The 16723-nt window shown below is 73.3% G+C and carries 15 protein-coding genes; 9 read left to right on the forward strand and 6 right to left on the reverse strand.

The window, feature by feature from the left end:
• Positions 1-105: 105 nt before the first annotated feature.
• The 5 genes from ACFW2G_RS07590 to ACFW2G_RS07610 all read right to left on the reverse strand — a co-directional run bounded on the left by ACFW2G_RS07590 (position 106) and on the right by ACFW2G_RS07610 (position 6050).
• Positions 106-1533, reverse strand: a complete 1428-nt coding sequence (locus ACFW2G_RS07590) for a dihydrolipoyl dehydrogenase family protein (protein ID WP_384584931.1) — start codon at positions 1531-1533, stop codon at positions 106-108.
• A gap of 41 nt (positions 1534-1574) precedes the next feature.
• Positions 1575-1982, reverse strand: a complete 408-nt coding sequence (locus ACFW2G_RS07595) for a co-chaperone YbbN (RefSeq protein WP_037916575.1) — start codon at positions 1980-1982, stop codon at positions 1575-1577.
• 82 nt (positions 1983-2064) lie between these two features.
• A complete protein-coding gene (locus ACFW2G_RS07600) occupies positions 2065-3504 on the reverse strand; it encodes an aldehyde dehydrogenase family protein (RefSeq protein WP_037916571.1) in 1440 nt (479 codons plus the stop codon).
• A 156-nt stretch (positions 3505-3660) separates the two neighbouring features.
• Positions 3661-4860, reverse strand: a complete 1200-nt coding sequence (locus ACFW2G_RS07605) for a thiolase family protein (protein WP_037916568.1) — start codon at positions 4858-4860, stop codon at positions 3661-3663.
• A gap of 173 nt (positions 4861-5033) precedes the next feature.
• Positions 5034-6050: a LacI family DNA-binding transcriptional regulator gene (locus ACFW2G_RS07610; RefSeq protein ID WP_384584927.1), complete on the reverse strand. Its 1017-nt coding sequence runs from the start codon at positions 6048-6050 to the stop codon at positions 5034-5036.
• Between the two features lie 368 nt (positions 6051-6418).
• Between ACFW2G_RS07610 and ACFW2G_RS07615 the strand changes: the two genes are divergently transcribed.
• The 5 genes from ACFW2G_RS07615 (at position 6419) to ACFW2G_RS07635 (ending at position 11117) form a co-directional block, all read left to right on the forward strand.
• Complete coding sequence (locus tag ACFW2G_RS07615; protein WP_037916564.1) at positions 6419-7201, forward strand: DUF4190 domain-containing protein; 783 nt, start codon at positions 6419-6421, stop codon at positions 7199-7201.
• A 294-nt stretch (positions 7202-7495) separates the two neighbouring features.
• Positions 7496-8941, forward strand: a complete 1446-nt coding sequence (locus ACFW2G_RS07620) for an amidase (RefSeq protein WP_384445128.1) — start codon at positions 7496-7498, stop codon at positions 8939-8941.
• A gap of 133 nt (positions 8942-9074) precedes the next feature.
• Positions 9075-9515, forward strand: coding sequence for a hypothetical protein (locus tag ACFW2G_RS07625; protein WP_384584924.1), 441 nt, complete (start codon positions 9075-9077; stop codon positions 9513-9515).
• A 107-nt stretch (positions 9516-9622) separates the two neighbouring features.
• Positions 9623-10462 carry a hypothetical protein gene (locus ACFW2G_RS07630; protein WP_384445130.1) on the forward strand — a complete coding sequence of 280 codons (840 nt, stop codon included), beginning with the start codon at positions 9623-9625 and terminating at the stop codon, positions 10460-10462.
• 190 nt (positions 10463-10652) lie between these two features.
• Positions 10653-11117: a type II toxin-antitoxin system PemK/MazF family toxin gene (locus tag ACFW2G_RS07635; protein ID WP_037916560.1), complete on the forward strand. Its 465-nt coding sequence runs from the start codon at positions 10653-10655 to the stop codon at positions 11115-11117.
• A 240-nt stretch (positions 11118-11357) separates the two neighbouring features.
• Here the strand turns inward: ACFW2G_RS07635 and ACFW2G_RS07640 are convergent, their stop codons facing one another.
• Positions 11358-12212, reverse strand: a complete 855-nt coding sequence (locus ACFW2G_RS07640; protein WP_384584921.1) for a TIGR02452 family protein — start codon at positions 12210-12212, stop codon at positions 11358-11360.
• Positions 12213-12350: 138 nt separating this feature from the next.
• On the opposite strand from ACFW2G_RS07640, the gene egtA reads away from it, so the two are divergent.
• The 4 genes from egtA to egtD are packed head-to-tail and all read left to right on the forward strand — an operon-like array spanning position 12351 to position 16670.
• Positions 12351-13634: an ergothioneine biosynthesis glutamate--cysteine ligase EgtA gene (egtA, locus tag ACFW2G_RS07645; protein ID WP_384584918.1), complete on the forward strand. Its 1284-nt coding sequence runs from the start codon at positions 12351-12353 to the stop codon at positions 13632-13634.
• Positions 13631-14935: an ergothioneine biosynthesis protein EgtB gene (egtB, locus tag ACFW2G_RS07650; protein WP_037916555.1), complete on the forward strand. Its 1305-nt coding sequence runs from the start codon at positions 13631-13633 to the stop codon at positions 14933-14935. Before egtA ends, egtB begins: the two co-directional genes overlap by 4 nt.
• Entirely contained in the window at positions 14935-15693 is a 759-nt protein-coding gene (gene egtC, locus ACFW2G_RS07655) for an ergothioneine biosynthesis protein EgtC (RefSeq protein ID WP_384584915.1), read from the forward strand. Before egtB ends, egtC begins: the two co-directional genes overlap by 1 nt.
• Complete coding sequence (gene egtD, locus ACFW2G_RS07660) at positions 15690-16670, forward strand: L-histidine N(alpha)-methyltransferase (protein WP_037916550.1); 981 nt, start codon at positions 15690-15692, stop codon at positions 16668-16670. The genes egtC and egtD overlap by 4 nt, the downstream gene beginning before the upstream one ends.
• Positions 16671-16723 lie beyond the last annotated feature (53 nt).

A 16723-nucleotide genomic window follows, 5' to 3' on the forward strand; every position in this document is an offset into this window, starting at 1 on the left:
CGTGCCGTCGCCACCAGGTACGACAAACTCGCCGTCCGCTACGAAGCGACCGTGCTGGTCGCAGCCATCAACGAATGGCTGTGACCAGCACTTTCGCAACAGGCCCTAGCCGCGATAGGTCTCCAGCAGCCTCAGCCAGATCTCGCTGACAGTCGGGAAGGCCGGTACCGCGTGCCACAGGCGCGCGATCGGGACCTCTCCTGCCACGGCGATGGTGGCGGCGTGCACCAGCTCGGCGGCGCCCGGACCGACGAAGGTAGCCCCCAGCAGGACCTCCCGGTCGAGGTCGACGACCATCCGGGCCCGGCCCCGGTAGCCGTCGGCGTACAGACCGGCCCCGGAGACCCTGCCCAGGTCGTAATCGACGGCGCGCACGCGGTGCCCCGCCTTCTCCGCCTCGGCCAGGGTCGGGCCCACCGCGGCGGCCTCCGGGTCGGTGAAGACGGCCTGCGGGAGGGCGTGCGTGTCGGCCGTGGGCGTGTGGGCGCCCCAGGGGGCGGTGTCCAGCGGGGTGCCCGCGGCGCGGGCGGCGATGGCGGCGCCCGCGATGCGGGCCTGGTACTTGCCCTGGTGGGTGAGGAGGGCCCGGTGATTGACGTCCCCTACGGCGTACAGCCAGTCGGATCCGGGCACCCGGCAGGTCTCGTCGACGCCGATCCAGCCGCCGGGCGTGAGTCCGACGGTGTCCAGCCCGATGTCCTCGGTGCGCGGCGCGCGACCCGTCGCCATCAGCACCTCGTCGCCCTCCACGACCTCGCCGCCCTCCAGCACCACCCTGACGGGCCCGGTGGAGCCGTCCCGTTCGACCGCGGCGACCGCCACGTCCGTACGGACCACCGCGCCGGCCTCGCGCAGGGCGTCGGCGACGAGCTCCCCCGCGAAGGGCTCCATCCGCGGCAGCAGCCGGGATCCGCGTACGAGGACCGTCACCTGCGATCCCAGGGCCTGCCAGGCGGTGGCCATCTCGGACGCCACCACGGAGCCGCCCACGATGACGAGCCGGCCGGGGACCTCCCGCGCCGAGGTCGCCTCCCGGCTGGTCCAGGGGCGGGCCTCGGCGATCCCCGGGAGATCGGGGACCACGGCCCGGGTGCCGGTGGCGATGACCACCGCCTGCCGGGCCGACAGCACCCGGTGCCCTCCGTCGGGGCCGGTGACGGCCACCTCGCGCACCCCGAGGAGGCGGCCGTGGCCGCGGTACACATCGGCACCGATGGAGTCGAGCCAGTCGATCTGACCCTGGTCCTTCCAGTCACCGGTCCAGTAGTCGCGGTGCGCGAAGACCGCCGCCGTGTCCAGAGGGCCCCCGACGGCCCCCGCCAGCCCCGGCACCCGGCGGGCGTCGGCCCGCGCCAGCGCCGGGCGCAGCAGGGCCTTGCTCGGGACGCAGGCCCAGTACGAGCACTCCCCGCCGACCAGCTCGCGCTCCACCAGGGCCGTGGTCAGCCCGGCGGCCCTGGTCCGGTCGACGATGTTCTCACCGGCCGGTCCCCCGCCGAGCACCACGACGTCGTACTCCAGGACTTCAGTCATGCGGACCAGTCTCACCGCTGACCGGTGGCCGCGTCACGCACTCATGCCTCCGGCGTGCCGGAGCCCTGCCCGCCGGAGTCCTGGGCGCCCGGCTGTGAGGCGGCGATCTTGGCGCGCACCTCGTCCATGTCGAGGGCGCGGGCCTGCCTGATGAGATCGGTCAGGGCCGCCTCGGGCAGCGCGCCGGGCTGCGCGAAGATCGCCACCTGATCCCGGACGATCATCAGGGTCGGGATGGAGGTGATCTGGAAGGCGCCCGCCAGCTCCTGCTGGGCCTCGGTGTCCACCTTGGCGAAGACCAGGTCGGGGTGGGCCTCCGACGCCCTCTCGTAGACCGGCGCGAACTGCAGGCACGGCCGGCACCAGCCCGCCCAGAAGTCGATCAGCACGAACGGGTTCGCGCTGACCGTCTGGTCGAAGTTCTCCTTGGTGAGCTCGACTGTAGCCACGGTGTCCAGACCTCCTGTTAGAGCCGTCTGCAGGTGGAACGAACGACCCGCCTCCGGCATTCCTCGAACCCGCCGGACGCCCTTAAAAGGGGTGCGGGGCGGGCGTGGCGCGGGCCGTGGTCCAGCGCAGTTCGGTGAAGGCGTCCAGATTGGCCTCGCCGCCGAAGCGTGCGCCGGTGCCGGAGGCGCCGACACCGCCGAACGGTGCGACCGCCTCGTCGCCCACCGTCTGGTCGTTGACGTGCGCGATGCCGGTCGGGATCCGCTCGGCCAGGTCGAGGCCCCGCCCCGCGTCGCGGGTCACGATCCCGAGGGAGAGTCCGTACGGTCCCGTCGAGGCCAGTTCCACCGCCTCGTCCTCCGTCGCGAAGGACCGTACGGGTGCGACCGGGCCGAAGACCTCCTCGGCGTAGGCGGGGGTGTCGTCGGCGACGCCCGCCAGCACGGTCGGCCGGTAGAAGAGCTCCCGGTGCGTACCGCCGGCGACGAGCTTGGCCCCCGCGGCGGTGCTGGCCTCCACGAGGGCGTGCACCCGGTCCAGCTGGGCGCGGTCGATCAGCGGGCCCAGGTGGACCTGCTCGCGGTACGGGTCCCCCACGGACAGTTCCTCGGCACGCGCGGCCAGCCGCTCGACGTACTCGTCGTGGAGCGAGGCGTGCACGAGGTGGCGGCCGGCCGTCATGCAGATCTGGCCCTGGTGGAAGAAGGAGCCCCAGGACGCCTGGGCGACGGCGGCCTCCACGTCGGCGTCACGGAGCACGACCAGGGCGGAGTTCCCGCCCAGCTCCAGGTGCGTGCGCTTGAGGTGACGTCCCGCCAGCTCGCCGACGGTGCGGCCGGCGGCCGTGGAACCGGTGAAGGACACCACCCGCACCAGTGGGTCGGCGACCACCGCGGCACCCGTCTCGGCGCCGCCGGGCAGGACGTGCAGCAGTCCGTCCGGCAGCCCCGCGGCGGTGAGGACGGCGGCCGGCGCGAGCCCGCCGCAGACGGCGGTGCGCCGGTCCGGCTTGAGCAGCACCGCGTTGCCGAGCGCCAGGGCCGGGGCGACGGAGCGGATCGCCAGGATCAGCGGGGCGTTGAACGGGGCCACGACCCCGACCACGCCGGCCGGGACCCGGCGGGTGAAGGACAGCCGGGGGGCCTCACTGGGCAGCACCTGCCCGGTCGGGCGCGAGGCCAGCGCCGCCGCTTCGTAGCACTCCTGGGCGGCGACGTGCAGCTCGAAGTCGGCCTTGCCGGGGATCGACCCGGACTCGCGCACCAGCCATTGCCGCAGCTCGTCGGCGTGGGCGGTGAAGAGGTCCCCGGCGCGGCGCAGCACGGCTGCCCGCTGCGGGTGGGAGGTGCGCGCCCAGTCGCGCTGCGCCGCCCCGGCTCGGGCGGCGGCTTCCGCCACGTCGGCGGGGGCGGCGAGGTCGAGGGTGGCGAGGGTGCGGCCGGTCGCGGGTTCGACGACCGGGGCGGCGCCTCCGGTCAGAGCGGGTCCGTCCTGCCAATGCGTCGGGTCGAGGAGCGGCATGGCGCGGGGCCTCCGGGTGGGGATGGGCGGGATGCCGGACGAGGGGGGGCGGCGGCATGCGTCATCGTGCCAGACCGGAGGCGCCAATTCTGTTCAGTTATTGGGCAGTTGAAGGTGAGGGCTGACCGGAATCGATCGACGCCCCGGTGGCCGGGGTCAGCGCTCCAGGACGAGCGCGATGCCCTGCCCGACGCCGATGCACAGGGCTGCCATGCCCGTGCCGGAGCCCGCCGCGGCCAACTGGTGTGCGACCGAGCCGGCCAGCCGGGCACCCGAGGCGCCCAGCGGGTGTCCGATCGCGATGGCGCCGCCGCGCGGGTTCACCACGGCCGGGTCCAGCTCCGGCCAGGCGGCCAGGCAGCCCAGCGCCTGCGCCGCGAAGGCCTCGTTGAGTTCGAGGACGGAGAGGTCGGGGAAGCCGCGCCCGGCCTTGCCGAGCGCGCGCTGCACGGCGTCCACCGGGCCGAGGCCGAACAGCTGGGGCTCGATCCCGGTGACGGCGGAGGCGCTGATCCGCGCGAGCGGCTCACGGCCGGTGGCGGCCAGGCCCGCCTCGTCGGTCAGCAGCAGCGCGGCCGCGCCGTCGTTGAGCGGGGAGGCGTTGCCGGCCGTGACCGTGCCCCGGCCGTCCGTCCGGAAGGCGGGCTTGAGCTTGGCCAGCGCCTCGGGCGTGGAGCCCTCGCGAATGCACTCGTCCCGTGCCAGGTCCACACCCTCGTAGGGCACGACCTCGCGGTCGTACAGGCCTGCGGCCCAGGCGGCCGCGGCCTTGCGGTGGCTCTCCAGCGCGAAAGCGTCCTGTGCCTCGCGGGTGACGGCGTACTTGTCCGCGATCAGTTCGGCGCCCTCACCGAGCGGGACGGTCCACTCGGCGGGCATCCGCGGGTTCGTCATCCGCCAGCCCAATGTGGTGGACCACATCTGCTGGTGCCCGGCGGGGAAGGCCCGTTCGGGCTTCTGGACCACCCAGGGCGCGCGGCTCATCGACTCGACACCGCCCGCGATGGCCACGGAGGCGTCGCCGAGCGCGATCGTACGGGCGGCCTGGATCACGGCCTCCAGGCCGGATCCGCAGAGCCGGTTGACGGTGACGCCGGGAACGGTGACGGGCAGGCCCGCCAGCAGGACCGCCATCCGGGCCACGTCGCGGTTGTCCTCGCCCGCCCCGTTGGCGTCCCCGAAGACGACGTCGTCGATCCGTGCCGGATCGAGGTCGGGCGTACGGTCCACCAGTGCGCGCACCACGTGGGCGGCCAGGTCGTCCGGGCGGACACCGGCGAGGGCGCCGCCGAACTTGCCGATCGGGGTGCGTACGGCGTCGACCACGTAGACGTCGCGGACGGTGCGGATGCTCATGGGGTCTCTCCTGGGCGGATCCGTACGGGCGCCGGCGCACCGGTGCCGGTGTGGGCACCGGGGCACGCCGCCGGTCACGCCCGGTGGGGCGCGCCGCCGCAGTCTCCGTCCGCAGGTCACCGCCTGTCAACGGCCACCCCGGTCACGCCCGCCCGGCCCGCGGCTCCACGGGGTCAGGTCGACTCGCGGTGGACGGCCTCGGCGGCCATCAGACCGTGCCGCTCCGTGACCTCGGACGGCTCGCGCACCGCGTGGTCGACGAGCGACGCCAGGTGGTCGCCGGTCGGCATCTCGATCCGCACCGTGCTCAGCCGGGGCCGCAGCAGCCTTCCGATGAGCAGGTCGTCGGCACCGATGACGGCCACCTCGTCGGGGACCCGCAGCCCCTCGTCCTGCAGGGCCCGCATCAGCAGCATCGCGTACTCGTCGTTGTACGCGAACGCCGCGTCCAGCCGCAGCCCCCGCCATCGGGCGGCAAGCTCCGCGGCGGACTCCTCCGAGTACGCCATCGGCACGACCTCGACCTCCGCGCCCGGCACGCCTCGGGCTCCGGCCAGGCGTGGCGCGGAGAACAGCTCCAACCCCTCCTCCCGCGGGACCACCACGCCGATCCGCCGGCGGCCCCGCTCGACCAGGTGCGCGGCGGCACGGGCGCCGACCTCCCGCTGGTCCATGACCAGCGCGTGCGCCCCGGGCACACCGGTCGGGCCCATCGTGATCACGGCGCGGGTTCCGGCCCGCTTGAGGGTGGCGACGTTGTGGGCGGAGAGCGTGATCTCACCGAGGGACATGACCGCCACCGGCCGCAGTTCCGCCCAGGCCCGGACGGCCTCGTCCCCGCTGAGCCCGAGGCTCCCGTACTGCACGACGGTGTAGTCGAGCCGGCGCAGCGCCCACTGCAGTTCGTTGAGGAAGGTGCTGTAGAGCGGGCCGACCGGCACGTTCGGGGTGGGCAGCAGCACGATCCTGGTGTGTCCGGCGCGCAGGCTGCGGGCGGCGGCGTGCGGGACGTACCCGAGCTCCTCGGCCGCCTCGCGGACCTTGCGGCGGGTGGGCTCGCTGATCCGTACGGCCTCGGCGTTGTTCAGCACGTACGAGACCGTCGCGCGCGAGACGCCCGCACGTCGGGCCACGTCGGCGCTGGTGGGAACGGGGGCCGGCAGGTCCGGCGACTTCGATGACTGAGACATTGCCGTGGCATCCTCCCAGAACGGACGGGCCCCGTTTCCACGGGATGGCCGGAAAGGCATGCCGCCCCCGTGCCCGCGCGAGCCGCCGACACGTGCCACCACCGCGTCGCGTCCCGAGCCGATGCCGCCCGCGTCGTCGCACCGGCGCCGGCGCGGATCACCAAGCGCCCCGGCTTCGGGGCGGGTTCGGCCGCATGCACCGACCGCACCGCCCGCCACGACGGCTTCGACGGGTTCGCGGCCCCTCCAGGGGGACCGGGGCCCAGCATGTCCGAGGCTCGTGCGACCATCGAGCCTGCCTTCCCGGGCGGCCGCCCGTCACCGCCCCGCCGTGGGCGTCCCACCTCAGAGCAAGGAGCTCCCCGCGCATGTCCATACCTCCGGGTCCCCCGCCGTCCCACGAGCCGTACCCGCAGCAGGGACCGTACGGACAGCCGGGACAGCCCGGACCGTACGGCGGCCCGCAGGGCTGGTATCCGCCGCAGGCACCCCAGAAGAACAACGCGCTGGCCATCGTCGCGTTCGTCATGTCCCTCGTGTGCGCCATCCCGCTGGTCCCCCTGATCCTCGGCATCGTCGCCCTCTCCCAGATCGGCAAGCGCGGTGAGAAGGGCAAGGGCTTCGCCGTGGCGGCGATCGTCATCCACGGCGCGACCATCGCGTTCTACGGGATCCTCCTGGTGCTCGGCATCTCCGGAGCGCTGGACGACGGCCCCTCGCCGAAGCGCGACACCAGCGGGCAGGTCACCGACGCGGGCTCCAGCAAGGTGAGCGACATCCGCAAGGGGGACTGCTTCAACACCGGCGGCGACTTGGCGGACTACCAGGACGAGGACGGCGGCCAGGCCTCCTTCTCGGTGCGGGTGCTGCCCTGCGACCAGCCGCACGAGGGCGAGGCGTACGCGGTCTTCAACCTCGACGACGGGGCGTACCCGGGTACGGAGAAGGTCACCGCGCTCGCCGAGGAGAAGTGCTCCGGCACGCTGCTGACGGACTACGTGGGCAAGAACCCCAAGCTCTCGGAGGAGCTGGAGATCTACTACTACTTCCCGCAGCCCGCCACCTGGGCCCTCGGTGACCGTGAGGTCACCTGCTTCCTGGGCGACACCAGCGGTGCGAGCACCGGATCGGCCCGCGCCACCGGCTCCTGACCTGCCGTCACCGACATCGGAGCCCTCCTTTCGCGCGAGGGGCCGCCACCTGGTGGCGGCCCCTCACCCTTCCGGACCTGACGGATGCCCAGACGTCCCGGCCTGCGCTCCCCAGCACATCAACGCCGCGGAACCGGATCGGCTTCGACCACGACGAGGTCGCCAACCCCGCTCGCGGCCATACCGGACGAAACCTCGCTTCGGGAAAGGTGCGCACCCGCTCTGACGGATGACGCGGCTCCCCCTCCCCGATACCGTCTCCCTACCGATCGGTAATGGGGGGAGTGGTTCACGATGTCGGAGTCCTCGGGTCCAGCCGCGGCGGCGGCGCCGGCCCAGTGCACGGAGAAGCCGGCGACGGCCGGCGGACTGGTCGAGACGGCCGCCGCGCTCGCGGAAGGACACCTCTCGGCACGGCAGTTGACCGAGCAGGTGCTGCGTCGGATCGCCGCGGCACAGCCCGAGCTCAACGCCTTCCGGACCGTGCGCGCCGAAGCCGCGCTCGCCGAAGCGGACGCGGCCGACCGCAGGCTCGCCGCCGGCGAACGGCTGCCGCTGCTGGGCGTGCCGATCGCGGTGAAGGACGACATGGACGTGGCCGGTGAGCCGACGGCGTTCGGCTGCGCCGGATCCTTCACCCCGAAGACCGCCGACAGCGAGGCGGTGCGCCGGCTGCGGGCGGCCGGGGCGGTCATCGTCGGCAAGACCCAGACGCCGGAGCTGGGCCAGTGGCCCTTCACCGAAGGCGGAGCCTTCGGTGCGACCCGCAATCCGTGGAACCGGTCCTACACGCCCGGTGGTTCCTCGGGCGGCTCGGCGGCCGCCGTGGCGGCGGGCCTGGTTCCGGCCGCGCTCGGTTCCGACGGGGCCGGGTCGGTGCGGATCCCGGCCGCCTGGACCCATCTGGTCGGGGTGAAACCGCAGCGCGGACGCATCTCCACCTGGCCGGAACCGGAGTCCTTCAACGGGCTCACGGTCAACGGCGTGCTGGCCCGCACGGTCGCGGACGCGGCACTGCTGCTGGACGCCGCGAGCGGACCGCATCCCGAGGACCTGCACCGCCCGGCGCGCATCTGCGCGGTCGAGGCGGCCCGGCGCCCCCCGCGCCGGCTGCGGATCGCCCTGTCCTTCGGCATGCCCTTCACCGCGACGCCCACGTCACTGGACCCGGAAGTGCGGTGCGCCGTGGAGCGGCTGGCCACCCGGCTGGAGTCGCTGGGCCACGAGGTGATCCCGGAGGACCCCCGCTACGGCCCGATCGGCCTGACCTTCGTACCCCGCGCGACCAGCGGCGTACGCGACTGGGCCGCGCGGATGCCGGACCCGGCGCTGCTGGATCCGCGTACGCACGGGGCCGTGCGGACGGGCCGACTGCTGGGCGGTCTGCCGCTGCGGGTCTCCCGCCGGGCGGAGGCCCTGCTGCGCAGGCGGGTCGGCGAGATCTTCGGGCGCTTCGACGTGGTCCTGACCCCGACGACGGCCACTCCCCCGCTGCGGATCGGCGCGCTGGCCGGGATGGGGGCCATGGCCACGGACCGGGCGATGATCGCCGCCTGCCCCTATGCCTGGGCGTGGAACGTCCTGGGCTGGCCCGGGGTGAACGTCCCGGCCGGGCTGACGGACGACGGGCTGCCGATGGGCGCGCAGTTCCTCGGCCCTGCGGACTCGGAACCGATGCTGCTGGGGCTGGCGGCGCAGCTGGAGGCGGCGGAGAACTGGGCGGCGCGGCGACCGGGCTGAGGCGGCACGCGGCGGGAACGGGCGGACACGGACGGGCCGGAATGCCGGGGGTGAGTCCCCGTGACACGCTGAAGGGGGGAATCCCGCCGGTTCCGACCCCGCCCGGCCGGCCCTGCCACCGGAGGAGTTCGCAATGGCCACTGACGCCGGCAGGCCGCAGACGGCCCGCACCCATCCGGACCCGTGGAACGCGGCCACGTCGGGCAGAACCGTCCTGGCGGCGGCCCTGATGATCTTCGGCGGGTTGATGGCGTTCTTCGAGGGGATCGCCGCACTCGCCAGCGACGACCTGTTCGTCGTGACCCGCCACTACGTGTTCGAGTTCAGCCTGACCGGCTGGGGCTGGGTGCACCTCATCCTGGGCATCGCCCTGATGGCGGCCGGCTGCGCCGTCCTCTTCAGCGGCGCCCTGTGGGCCCGCTATCTCGGCATCACGATCGCCGGCCTGGGCGCGTTCGCCAACTTCCTTTGGCTGCCGTACTACCCCTTGTGGGCTCTGGTCCTCATCGCGGTCAACATCCTCGTCGTCTGGGCGCTGTGCACCGGAGCGCAGCACGAGGCGAGCACGGCCTGACCTGCCCTGCCTGTCCCCGCCCGGACCGACGCGGGCCGGCAAGGCCCGGCGGCTCGGGGACGGCGGTGGCAGGAAGGCTGCGCATCGTCCAGGTGTGAGGTGTCAAGGTGGAGACGAGAACCCGAACGGACTCACGACTGGTGTGGTGGCTCACCGGCCTCACACCTCTGATCTTCGTGCTGACGCACTATCTCGCGGTCCTCCCCCATGAGTTCTCCCACTCGGTGACGGCCTGGACGCTGGGCATCAAGAACGAGCCGGGCAACATCGACTGGGGAGGGAGCAGCCTCTGGAACATCACGCTCCTCGCGCACATCGACGAGAACGTCGACTACAGCGCCGCGCTGGCCGCGGGAAAGAACACGCAGGTCGCGGTCGTGGCGTTCGCGGGCCTCGGCATCGGCAACCTGCTGCCCTACCTGCTCGTTCGCTTCGGGCTCGTGAAGCGAACCTGGCTGGCCCGACGCCCGGTCGTCCTGTACGTGCTGTTCTGGTACTTCTTCAGCAGCCTGGCGAACCTCTACGACTACGTTCCCATGCGGAACTTCGCACCCGACGGCGATGTGACGCACTTCGTCCTGGCGAGCGGAATGTCTCGGTGGTGGATCTTCGTCGTCGGCACGTGGGGCGTCATCTGGGCGATCACCGACCTCTACCGCGACATCCTGCCGTACACGCTGGGCACCTGCCGATTCGAGCCGGAGCGGATCGCCAGAGCCCTCGTCCTCGTCCTCACGGTCGGGCTCATGTTCGCCTACTTCGCCCTCCCTGCTCTGCTGGAGACGGAGCCGGTGACCCTCTTCATGGGACGGTTCTCGCTCGTGCTGATCCCCGTGATCCTCGTCGCGACGTGGCGGCGCAACGTGCTCAGCCCTCTGCCGTCCTCTGCGCTGCTGCCGACCGCCAACGACCGTCTCTCACCGGTCGAAGCCCGGCCCCGGAGCTGACATCGACACCGTTGTGTCAAGCCGGTGGTTCGCGGCGCAACCCCACGGTGAACCGGGCGCACGATCCCTCGGACGGCGCGCTTCTCGCCACAGCTGCGCACAGCGGTTCCGCCAGCGGCACGGGCGACGGATGCGGAGCGTGACCCCCCGCGGCTGTCCTTCACGCCGAGGAACCAGTAACCTCCCCGCAATGACGGCACTTTCACAGCACAGCAACGGCTACACGGAGCAACCGGGCCGCGACGGCGCCACCGCCACCACGGAGGCCGATCCGCGCGCCCTCGGGCCGGTACGGACCGAGTACGCCCCGGATCCCGACGGCGACCCCGACCCCGGCGAGATCGTGTGGACCTGGGTGCCCTTCGAGGAGAACGACGGCCGCGGCAAGGACCGGCCGGTGCTGGTCGTGGCCCGCGAGCCGGGCGGCCCGACGCTGTTCGCCGTACAGCTGTCCAGCAAGCGGCACGACCACGACCACGAGTGGGTGCCGATCGGGACGGGCCCGTGGGACAGCGCGGGTCGGGAGTCGTGGGTGGACGTCGACCGGGTGCTGCGGGTGCACGAGTCGGGGATGCGGCGGGAGGCCTGCGCGCTGGACCGGGGACGCTTCGGACTCGTGGTGAACCGGCTGCGCGAGCGCTACGGCTGGCAGTAGCCGCGGGAACGCACCGGGCCGGGACGGCGAACCGTCCCGGCTGCGCGGCACCCGCCGCCCGGCGGCCTTTCCGAACCGGCGGGCCCACGCCACGGCGGGGCCGGCGACCGCCTGGCGACCGCGGCCCGGCCGCAGCGGCTCAACGGCACAGCCGGGCCGGCGGGCTCCCGACCCGGCGGCACCCGCGGCGGCTCTGGCGGCCCGGCCGCCCGTTCCGGTGGACGCCGGGGCTCCCCGGCGTCAGGCAGCGAAGTCCGCGAAGGCCTGCTCGAAGGCTTCCCGGGTGTCCGGCTTGCGGTCCAGCACCGCGAACACCACCCGATCGAAGGTCCCCGCGAACCGGCCCGCCAGCAGCCCGCGGAAGGCCTCGGCCACCTCGGCCGGGTCATTGCGGAACACCCCGCACCCCCAGGCCCCCAGCACCAGCAGCCGGTACCCGTGCGACGCCGCCACCTCCAGGACGAGCTCCGCGCGCCGGGCCAGCGCCGCGGGGATCTCGGCGGCCCGCTCCGGCTCCTGCCGCAGGATCGTGCCCGCGTTCGGGGCGGGCGAGGTCAGGAAACCGGCCAGGAACGGCGACTCCATCAGTTCGCCCCGGTCGTCGCGGAAAACCGGCACCCCGGGCGAGTGGATCACCCGGTCGGTGTAGAAGGTGCTGACTTCCGCGCGGTGCACCTCGTAGTACTCCGCGGCCTCCAGCAGCGTCTCGTACAGGGCGGACGCACGGCACAGAGCCTCCTCCTGCGCCTTGGCCCCGCGGACGTAGCCGCCCCCGGGATTTCGGGCCGAGGCGAAGTTCAGGACCGCCACCGACGCCCCGGCCGACCCCGCCTCCGGGTCCCCAGGAGCACCCTCCGCGAGCCTACGGGCCGCGACCGTACTGCTCTCCCCCGTGACCTCGACGGCCGTCGCCAGGCCTCCACCCACCAGCCCTTCGCCTGGAATGACCTGGTTCGGTCCATATATCCTGGTTCCCGCCTTGGCGTCCGCCAGGGCGGCGGCGAGCGAAACCTGCCGCCCCGACCGCGTCCGGTAACCGCCGGACGCCAGGATTTCCGCGTTCTCCCGCGCGATCTCGCGCAATCTGCTGCTCACGCCGCCATCCTGTGCAAGCCCGTTCCCCGGCGGCAATGGGTTTTGTGCCCGGAGGAGGGGTAGACACGGGTGATGTCACGGCCGACGACAGGAGAAGAGGACCCGGTCATGCCCTTCGACCCACCCGTTCCCCCGCCCATGCCTGACACTCCCCCCTCGCCCGCGATCAGCGAGACGGAGGCGGAGCACCTGATCCACGGAATCTGCTTCAAGACCGGTCCCCCCCGCCTCATCGGCGCCGAACTCGAATGGCTGGTCCTGGACGCCGAGCGGCCGGGACTGCGCGTGACACCCGAACGGCTCCGAGCGGCTCACGCCGCGGCCCGCGCACTGGCCCTGAACTCGCGGGTGACCGTCGAACCCGGCGGCCAGCTGGAGCTCAGCTCGGCCCCCGCCACCTCCCTCACCGGCTGCGTCGGCCTCCTCCAGGACGACCTCACCGCCGTCCGGGCCGCCCTGCGGGAGCAGGGGCTCATCCTGCACGGCCTCGGTCGCGATCCCCGCCTCCCGTACCACCGGCTGCTGAACAGCCCGCGCTACGACGCGATGGAGGCCTACTTCGACCGCACCGGCCCGGCCGGCCGCACCATGATGTGCGCCTCCGCCTCCGTGCAGGTCTGCGTGGACGCCGGCCACGAGGAGCCCGGCGTGCTCGGCCACGGCCGGCGCTGGCGCCTCGCCCACCTGCTGGGCGCGGTCCTGGTGGCAGCGTTCGCCAACTCCCCCGCGCACGAAGGCCCGTATGCCGGATGGCGCTGCTCCCGGCAGGGGATCTGGAACGACCTGGACAGCCGGCGCACGCTCGCCCCGCCGCTGGAGGCGGATCCACGGGACGGCTGGGTGCGCCAGGCACTGGACACCGAGGTGATGTGCGTACGGTCGCAGGAGGGCGAGGCGTGGGGCGTCCCGCGCGGGACGACCTTCCGCGACTGGCTGCGCGCGGGCGACGGGAACCAGGCCCTGCGGGCCCCCACCGCCGAGGATCTCGACTACCACCTCACCACGCTGTTCCCGCCCGTGCGACCGCGCGGTCACATGGAGTTGCGCATGATCGACGCACAGCCCGGCGACGACGGCTGGCTGGTACCGGTGGCCGTCGTACACGCGCTGTTCGACGACCCGGAGGCCGCCGAGACCGCCTACCGGGTGACCAAGGCACTGGCCGACTCCTACGGCTCGCAGCCCGCGCCCCGCAACCCGCTGTGGCGGTCCGCCGCCCGCAACGGCCTGGCCGATCCCGAGCTGCGGGCGGCCGCCAAGACCTGCTTCCGCGCGGCCGCGGAGGCACTGCCCCGGCTCGGCGCGACCACGCACGTCCGGGACGCCGTCGGCGCCTTCAACGAACGCTTCGTGCGGCGCGGCCGATGTCCGGGTGACGAACCGCCGCAGCTGCGGCCCGAAGGGAAGGAGGACCTGAGGTGACCACCGAATCCCACCCCGGGCTGCGGGAACGGGCGGCCGCCTCACTGACGGCCGCGCGGGCCAGGACGGCGGCGCTCACTGACGCGGTGACCGACGCCGACCTGACCGCCCAGCACTCTCCCCTGATGTCGCCGCTGGTCTGGGACCTGGCGCACATCGGGAACCAGGAGGAGCTCTGGCTGCTCCGGCGGGTGGCCGGACGCGAGTCGATGCACCCGGAGATCGACCCCCTCTACGACGCTTTCGAGCATCCGCGCGCCGAGCGTCCGAAGCTGCCGCTGCTGGGGCCCGAGCAGGCCCGCCGGTACGCGGCCGAGGTGCGCGGCCGGGTCTTCGACCTGCTGGAGAGCACCCCGCTGGAGGGCAGTGCGCTGCTCGACGACGGCTTCGCCTTCGGGATGATCGCCCAGCACGAGCAGCAGCACGACGAGACCATGTTGATCACCCATCAACTCCGGCGGGGCGCACCCGTGCTGACCGCCCCTGAGCCGGACGCCCCCTACGCCCCTCCTGCCGCCGCCGAGGTCCTCATACCCGCGGGCCCCTTCACGATGGGCACGTCCGCCGAGCCCTGGGCGCTCGACAACGAACGGCCGGCACACGAGCGGGAGACCGCGGCGTTCTGGATGGACACGCTGCCGGTGACGAACGCGGCGTACCGCGCCTTCATCGCCGACGGGGGCTACCGCGAACCCCGCTGGTGGGAGGCGGCAGGCTGGGAGCAGGTCCGCCGGCACTCCATCGAGGCGCCGCTCTTCTGGTACCGGGAGGGCGGGCAGTGGCTGCGCCGCCGTTTCGGGGTGACCGAGCCCGTCCCTGATGAAGAACCGGTTCTGCACGTCAGCTGGTACGAGGCGGACGCCTACGCCCGCTGGGCGGGGCGCCGACTGCCCACCGAGACGGAATGGGAGAAGGCGGCCCGCTTCGATCCCGCGACCGGCCGCTCGGCCCGCTACCCGTGGGGCGACGGCGACCCGACCCCCGTGCACGCCAACCTGGGGCAGCGGCATCTGCGCCCGTCCCGTGCGGGCAGCTACCCGGCCGGGGCGTCCCCGCTCGGGGTGCGCCAGCTGATCGGCGACGTCTGGGAATGGACGGCGTCCGACTTCCTGCCCTATCCGGGCTTCCGCCCCTTCCCCTACCGGGAGTACTCGGAGGTGTTCTTCGGCCCGGAACACAAGGTGCTGCGGGGCGGTTCCTTCGCGGTGGACCCGGTGGCCTGCCGGGGCACCTTCCGCAACTGGGACCTGCCGGTGCGCCGGCAGATCTTCTCCGGATTCCGCACCGCGAGGGACGTCTGATGTGCCGTCATCTCGCCTATCTCGGTCCGGTGGTGGCGCTCGGGAGGCTGCTGAGCGAGCCCGAGCACTCACTGGTGCGCCAGTCCTGGGAGCCGCGCCGCCAGCAGCACGGCACGGTCAACGCCGACGGGTTCGGCATCGGCTGGTACGCCGAGGGCGACCCGGTACCCGCCCGCTACCGCCGCGCCGGGCCGATCTGGGGCGACCTGGCCCTCACCGACCTCGCCCGGGTGGTACGCAGCGGGGCCCTGCTGGCCGCCGTACGGGACGCCACCCTGGCCGGGGCCGACGGGGAGGCCGCGGCCGCCCCGTTCACGGACGGGCCGTGGCTCTTCAGCCACAACGGCGCGGTGCCCGGCTGGCCCACGTCGGCGGCCCCGGTCGCCGCGGCGCTGCCGCCCGAGGAACTGCTCCAGCTGGCGGCCCGTACGGATTCGGCGCTGGTCTGGGCCCTGGTACGGCGCCGGCTGCGGGCCGGGGACGACCTCGGCACGGCGCTCGCCGAGCCCGTGCGGGAGCTGTCCTCGGTCGCGCCCGGCTCCCGGCTGAACCTGCTGCTCACCGACGGCGCGGCGATCGCCGCGACGGCCTGGGGCGATTCGCTCTGGTATCTGGCCGATCCGGGGGCGGGGCGCACCGTGGTGGCGTCCGAGCCGTACGACGACGACTCCCGGTGGTGCGAAGTGCCCGACCGGACCCTGCTGACCGCCACCCGTTCGCGGGTCCGCCTGACCCCGCTCAAGGAGAACCGCACGTGAACAGCTTTCAGTTGACCCGGACCCTCGACGAGGACGCTGCGGAGACCGCACTGCGCGCGGACGTGCTGCAAGGGCTGACCCGTACGCCCAAGGTGCTGCCGCCCAAGTGGTTCTACGACGCGCGGGGCAGTGAGCTCTTCGAGGAGATCACCCGGCTGCCCGAGTACTACCCGACCCGTGCGGAGCGCGAGATCCTGCTGGAGCGGGCTCGGGAGATCGCCTCGGGGAGCGGCGCCCGTACCCTGGTCGAGCTGGGGTCCGGTTCCTCCGAGAAGACCCGGCACCTGATCGAGGCGATGCCCGCGCTGGAGATGTACGTACCGGTGGACGTGAGCGAGAGCGCCCTGCGGGGGGCGGCCACCGCACTGCTCGCCGACCATCCGGGGTTGCGGGTGCACGCCATGCTGGCCGATTTCACCCGTGCGCTGGAGCTGCCGGACTCCCCCGGCCCGCGGCTGGTGGTGTTCCTGGGCGGCACCATCGGAAACCTGCTGCCTCCGGAGCGGGCGGTGTTCCTGGCGTCCGTGCGGGCGATGCTGTCGCCCGGGGACGCGCTACTGATGGGCACGGACCTGGTCAAGGACGAGGCCGTGCTGGTGACGGCTTACGACGACGCCCGGGGGGTGACGGCCGAGTTCAACAAGAACGTGCTGGCGGTCATCAACCGGGAGTTGGACGCCGATTTCCACACCGCCGACTTCGAGCACGTGGCGGTGTGGAACAGGGAGCAGGAGTGGATCGAGATGCGGCTGCGGGCCCGGTCAGAGCTGACGGTGAAGGTCAGGGACCTGGATCTGGTGGTCGCCTTCGCGGAGGGTGAGGAGATCCTGACGGAGGTGTCGGCGAAGTTCCGTCAGGAGGGCGTGCGCAAGGAGCTGGCCGCGGCCGGACTGGAGCTGACCCAGTGGTGGACGGACGCGGCCGGCCGCTTCGCGCTGTCCCTGTCGGTCGCCGACGGGCCGGTGGGCCGGGCCTGATCGGGCGTGGCCGGCCGTGTCGCCTCCGGAGCACGGCCGGCCACGGCCCGCTG

It is taken from the genome of Streptomyces sp. NPDC058880, assembly GCF_042742535.1.
In the GTDB taxonomy this organism is placed as follows: domain Bacteria; phylum Actinomycetota; class Actinomycetes; order Streptomycetales; family Streptomycetaceae; genus Streptomyces.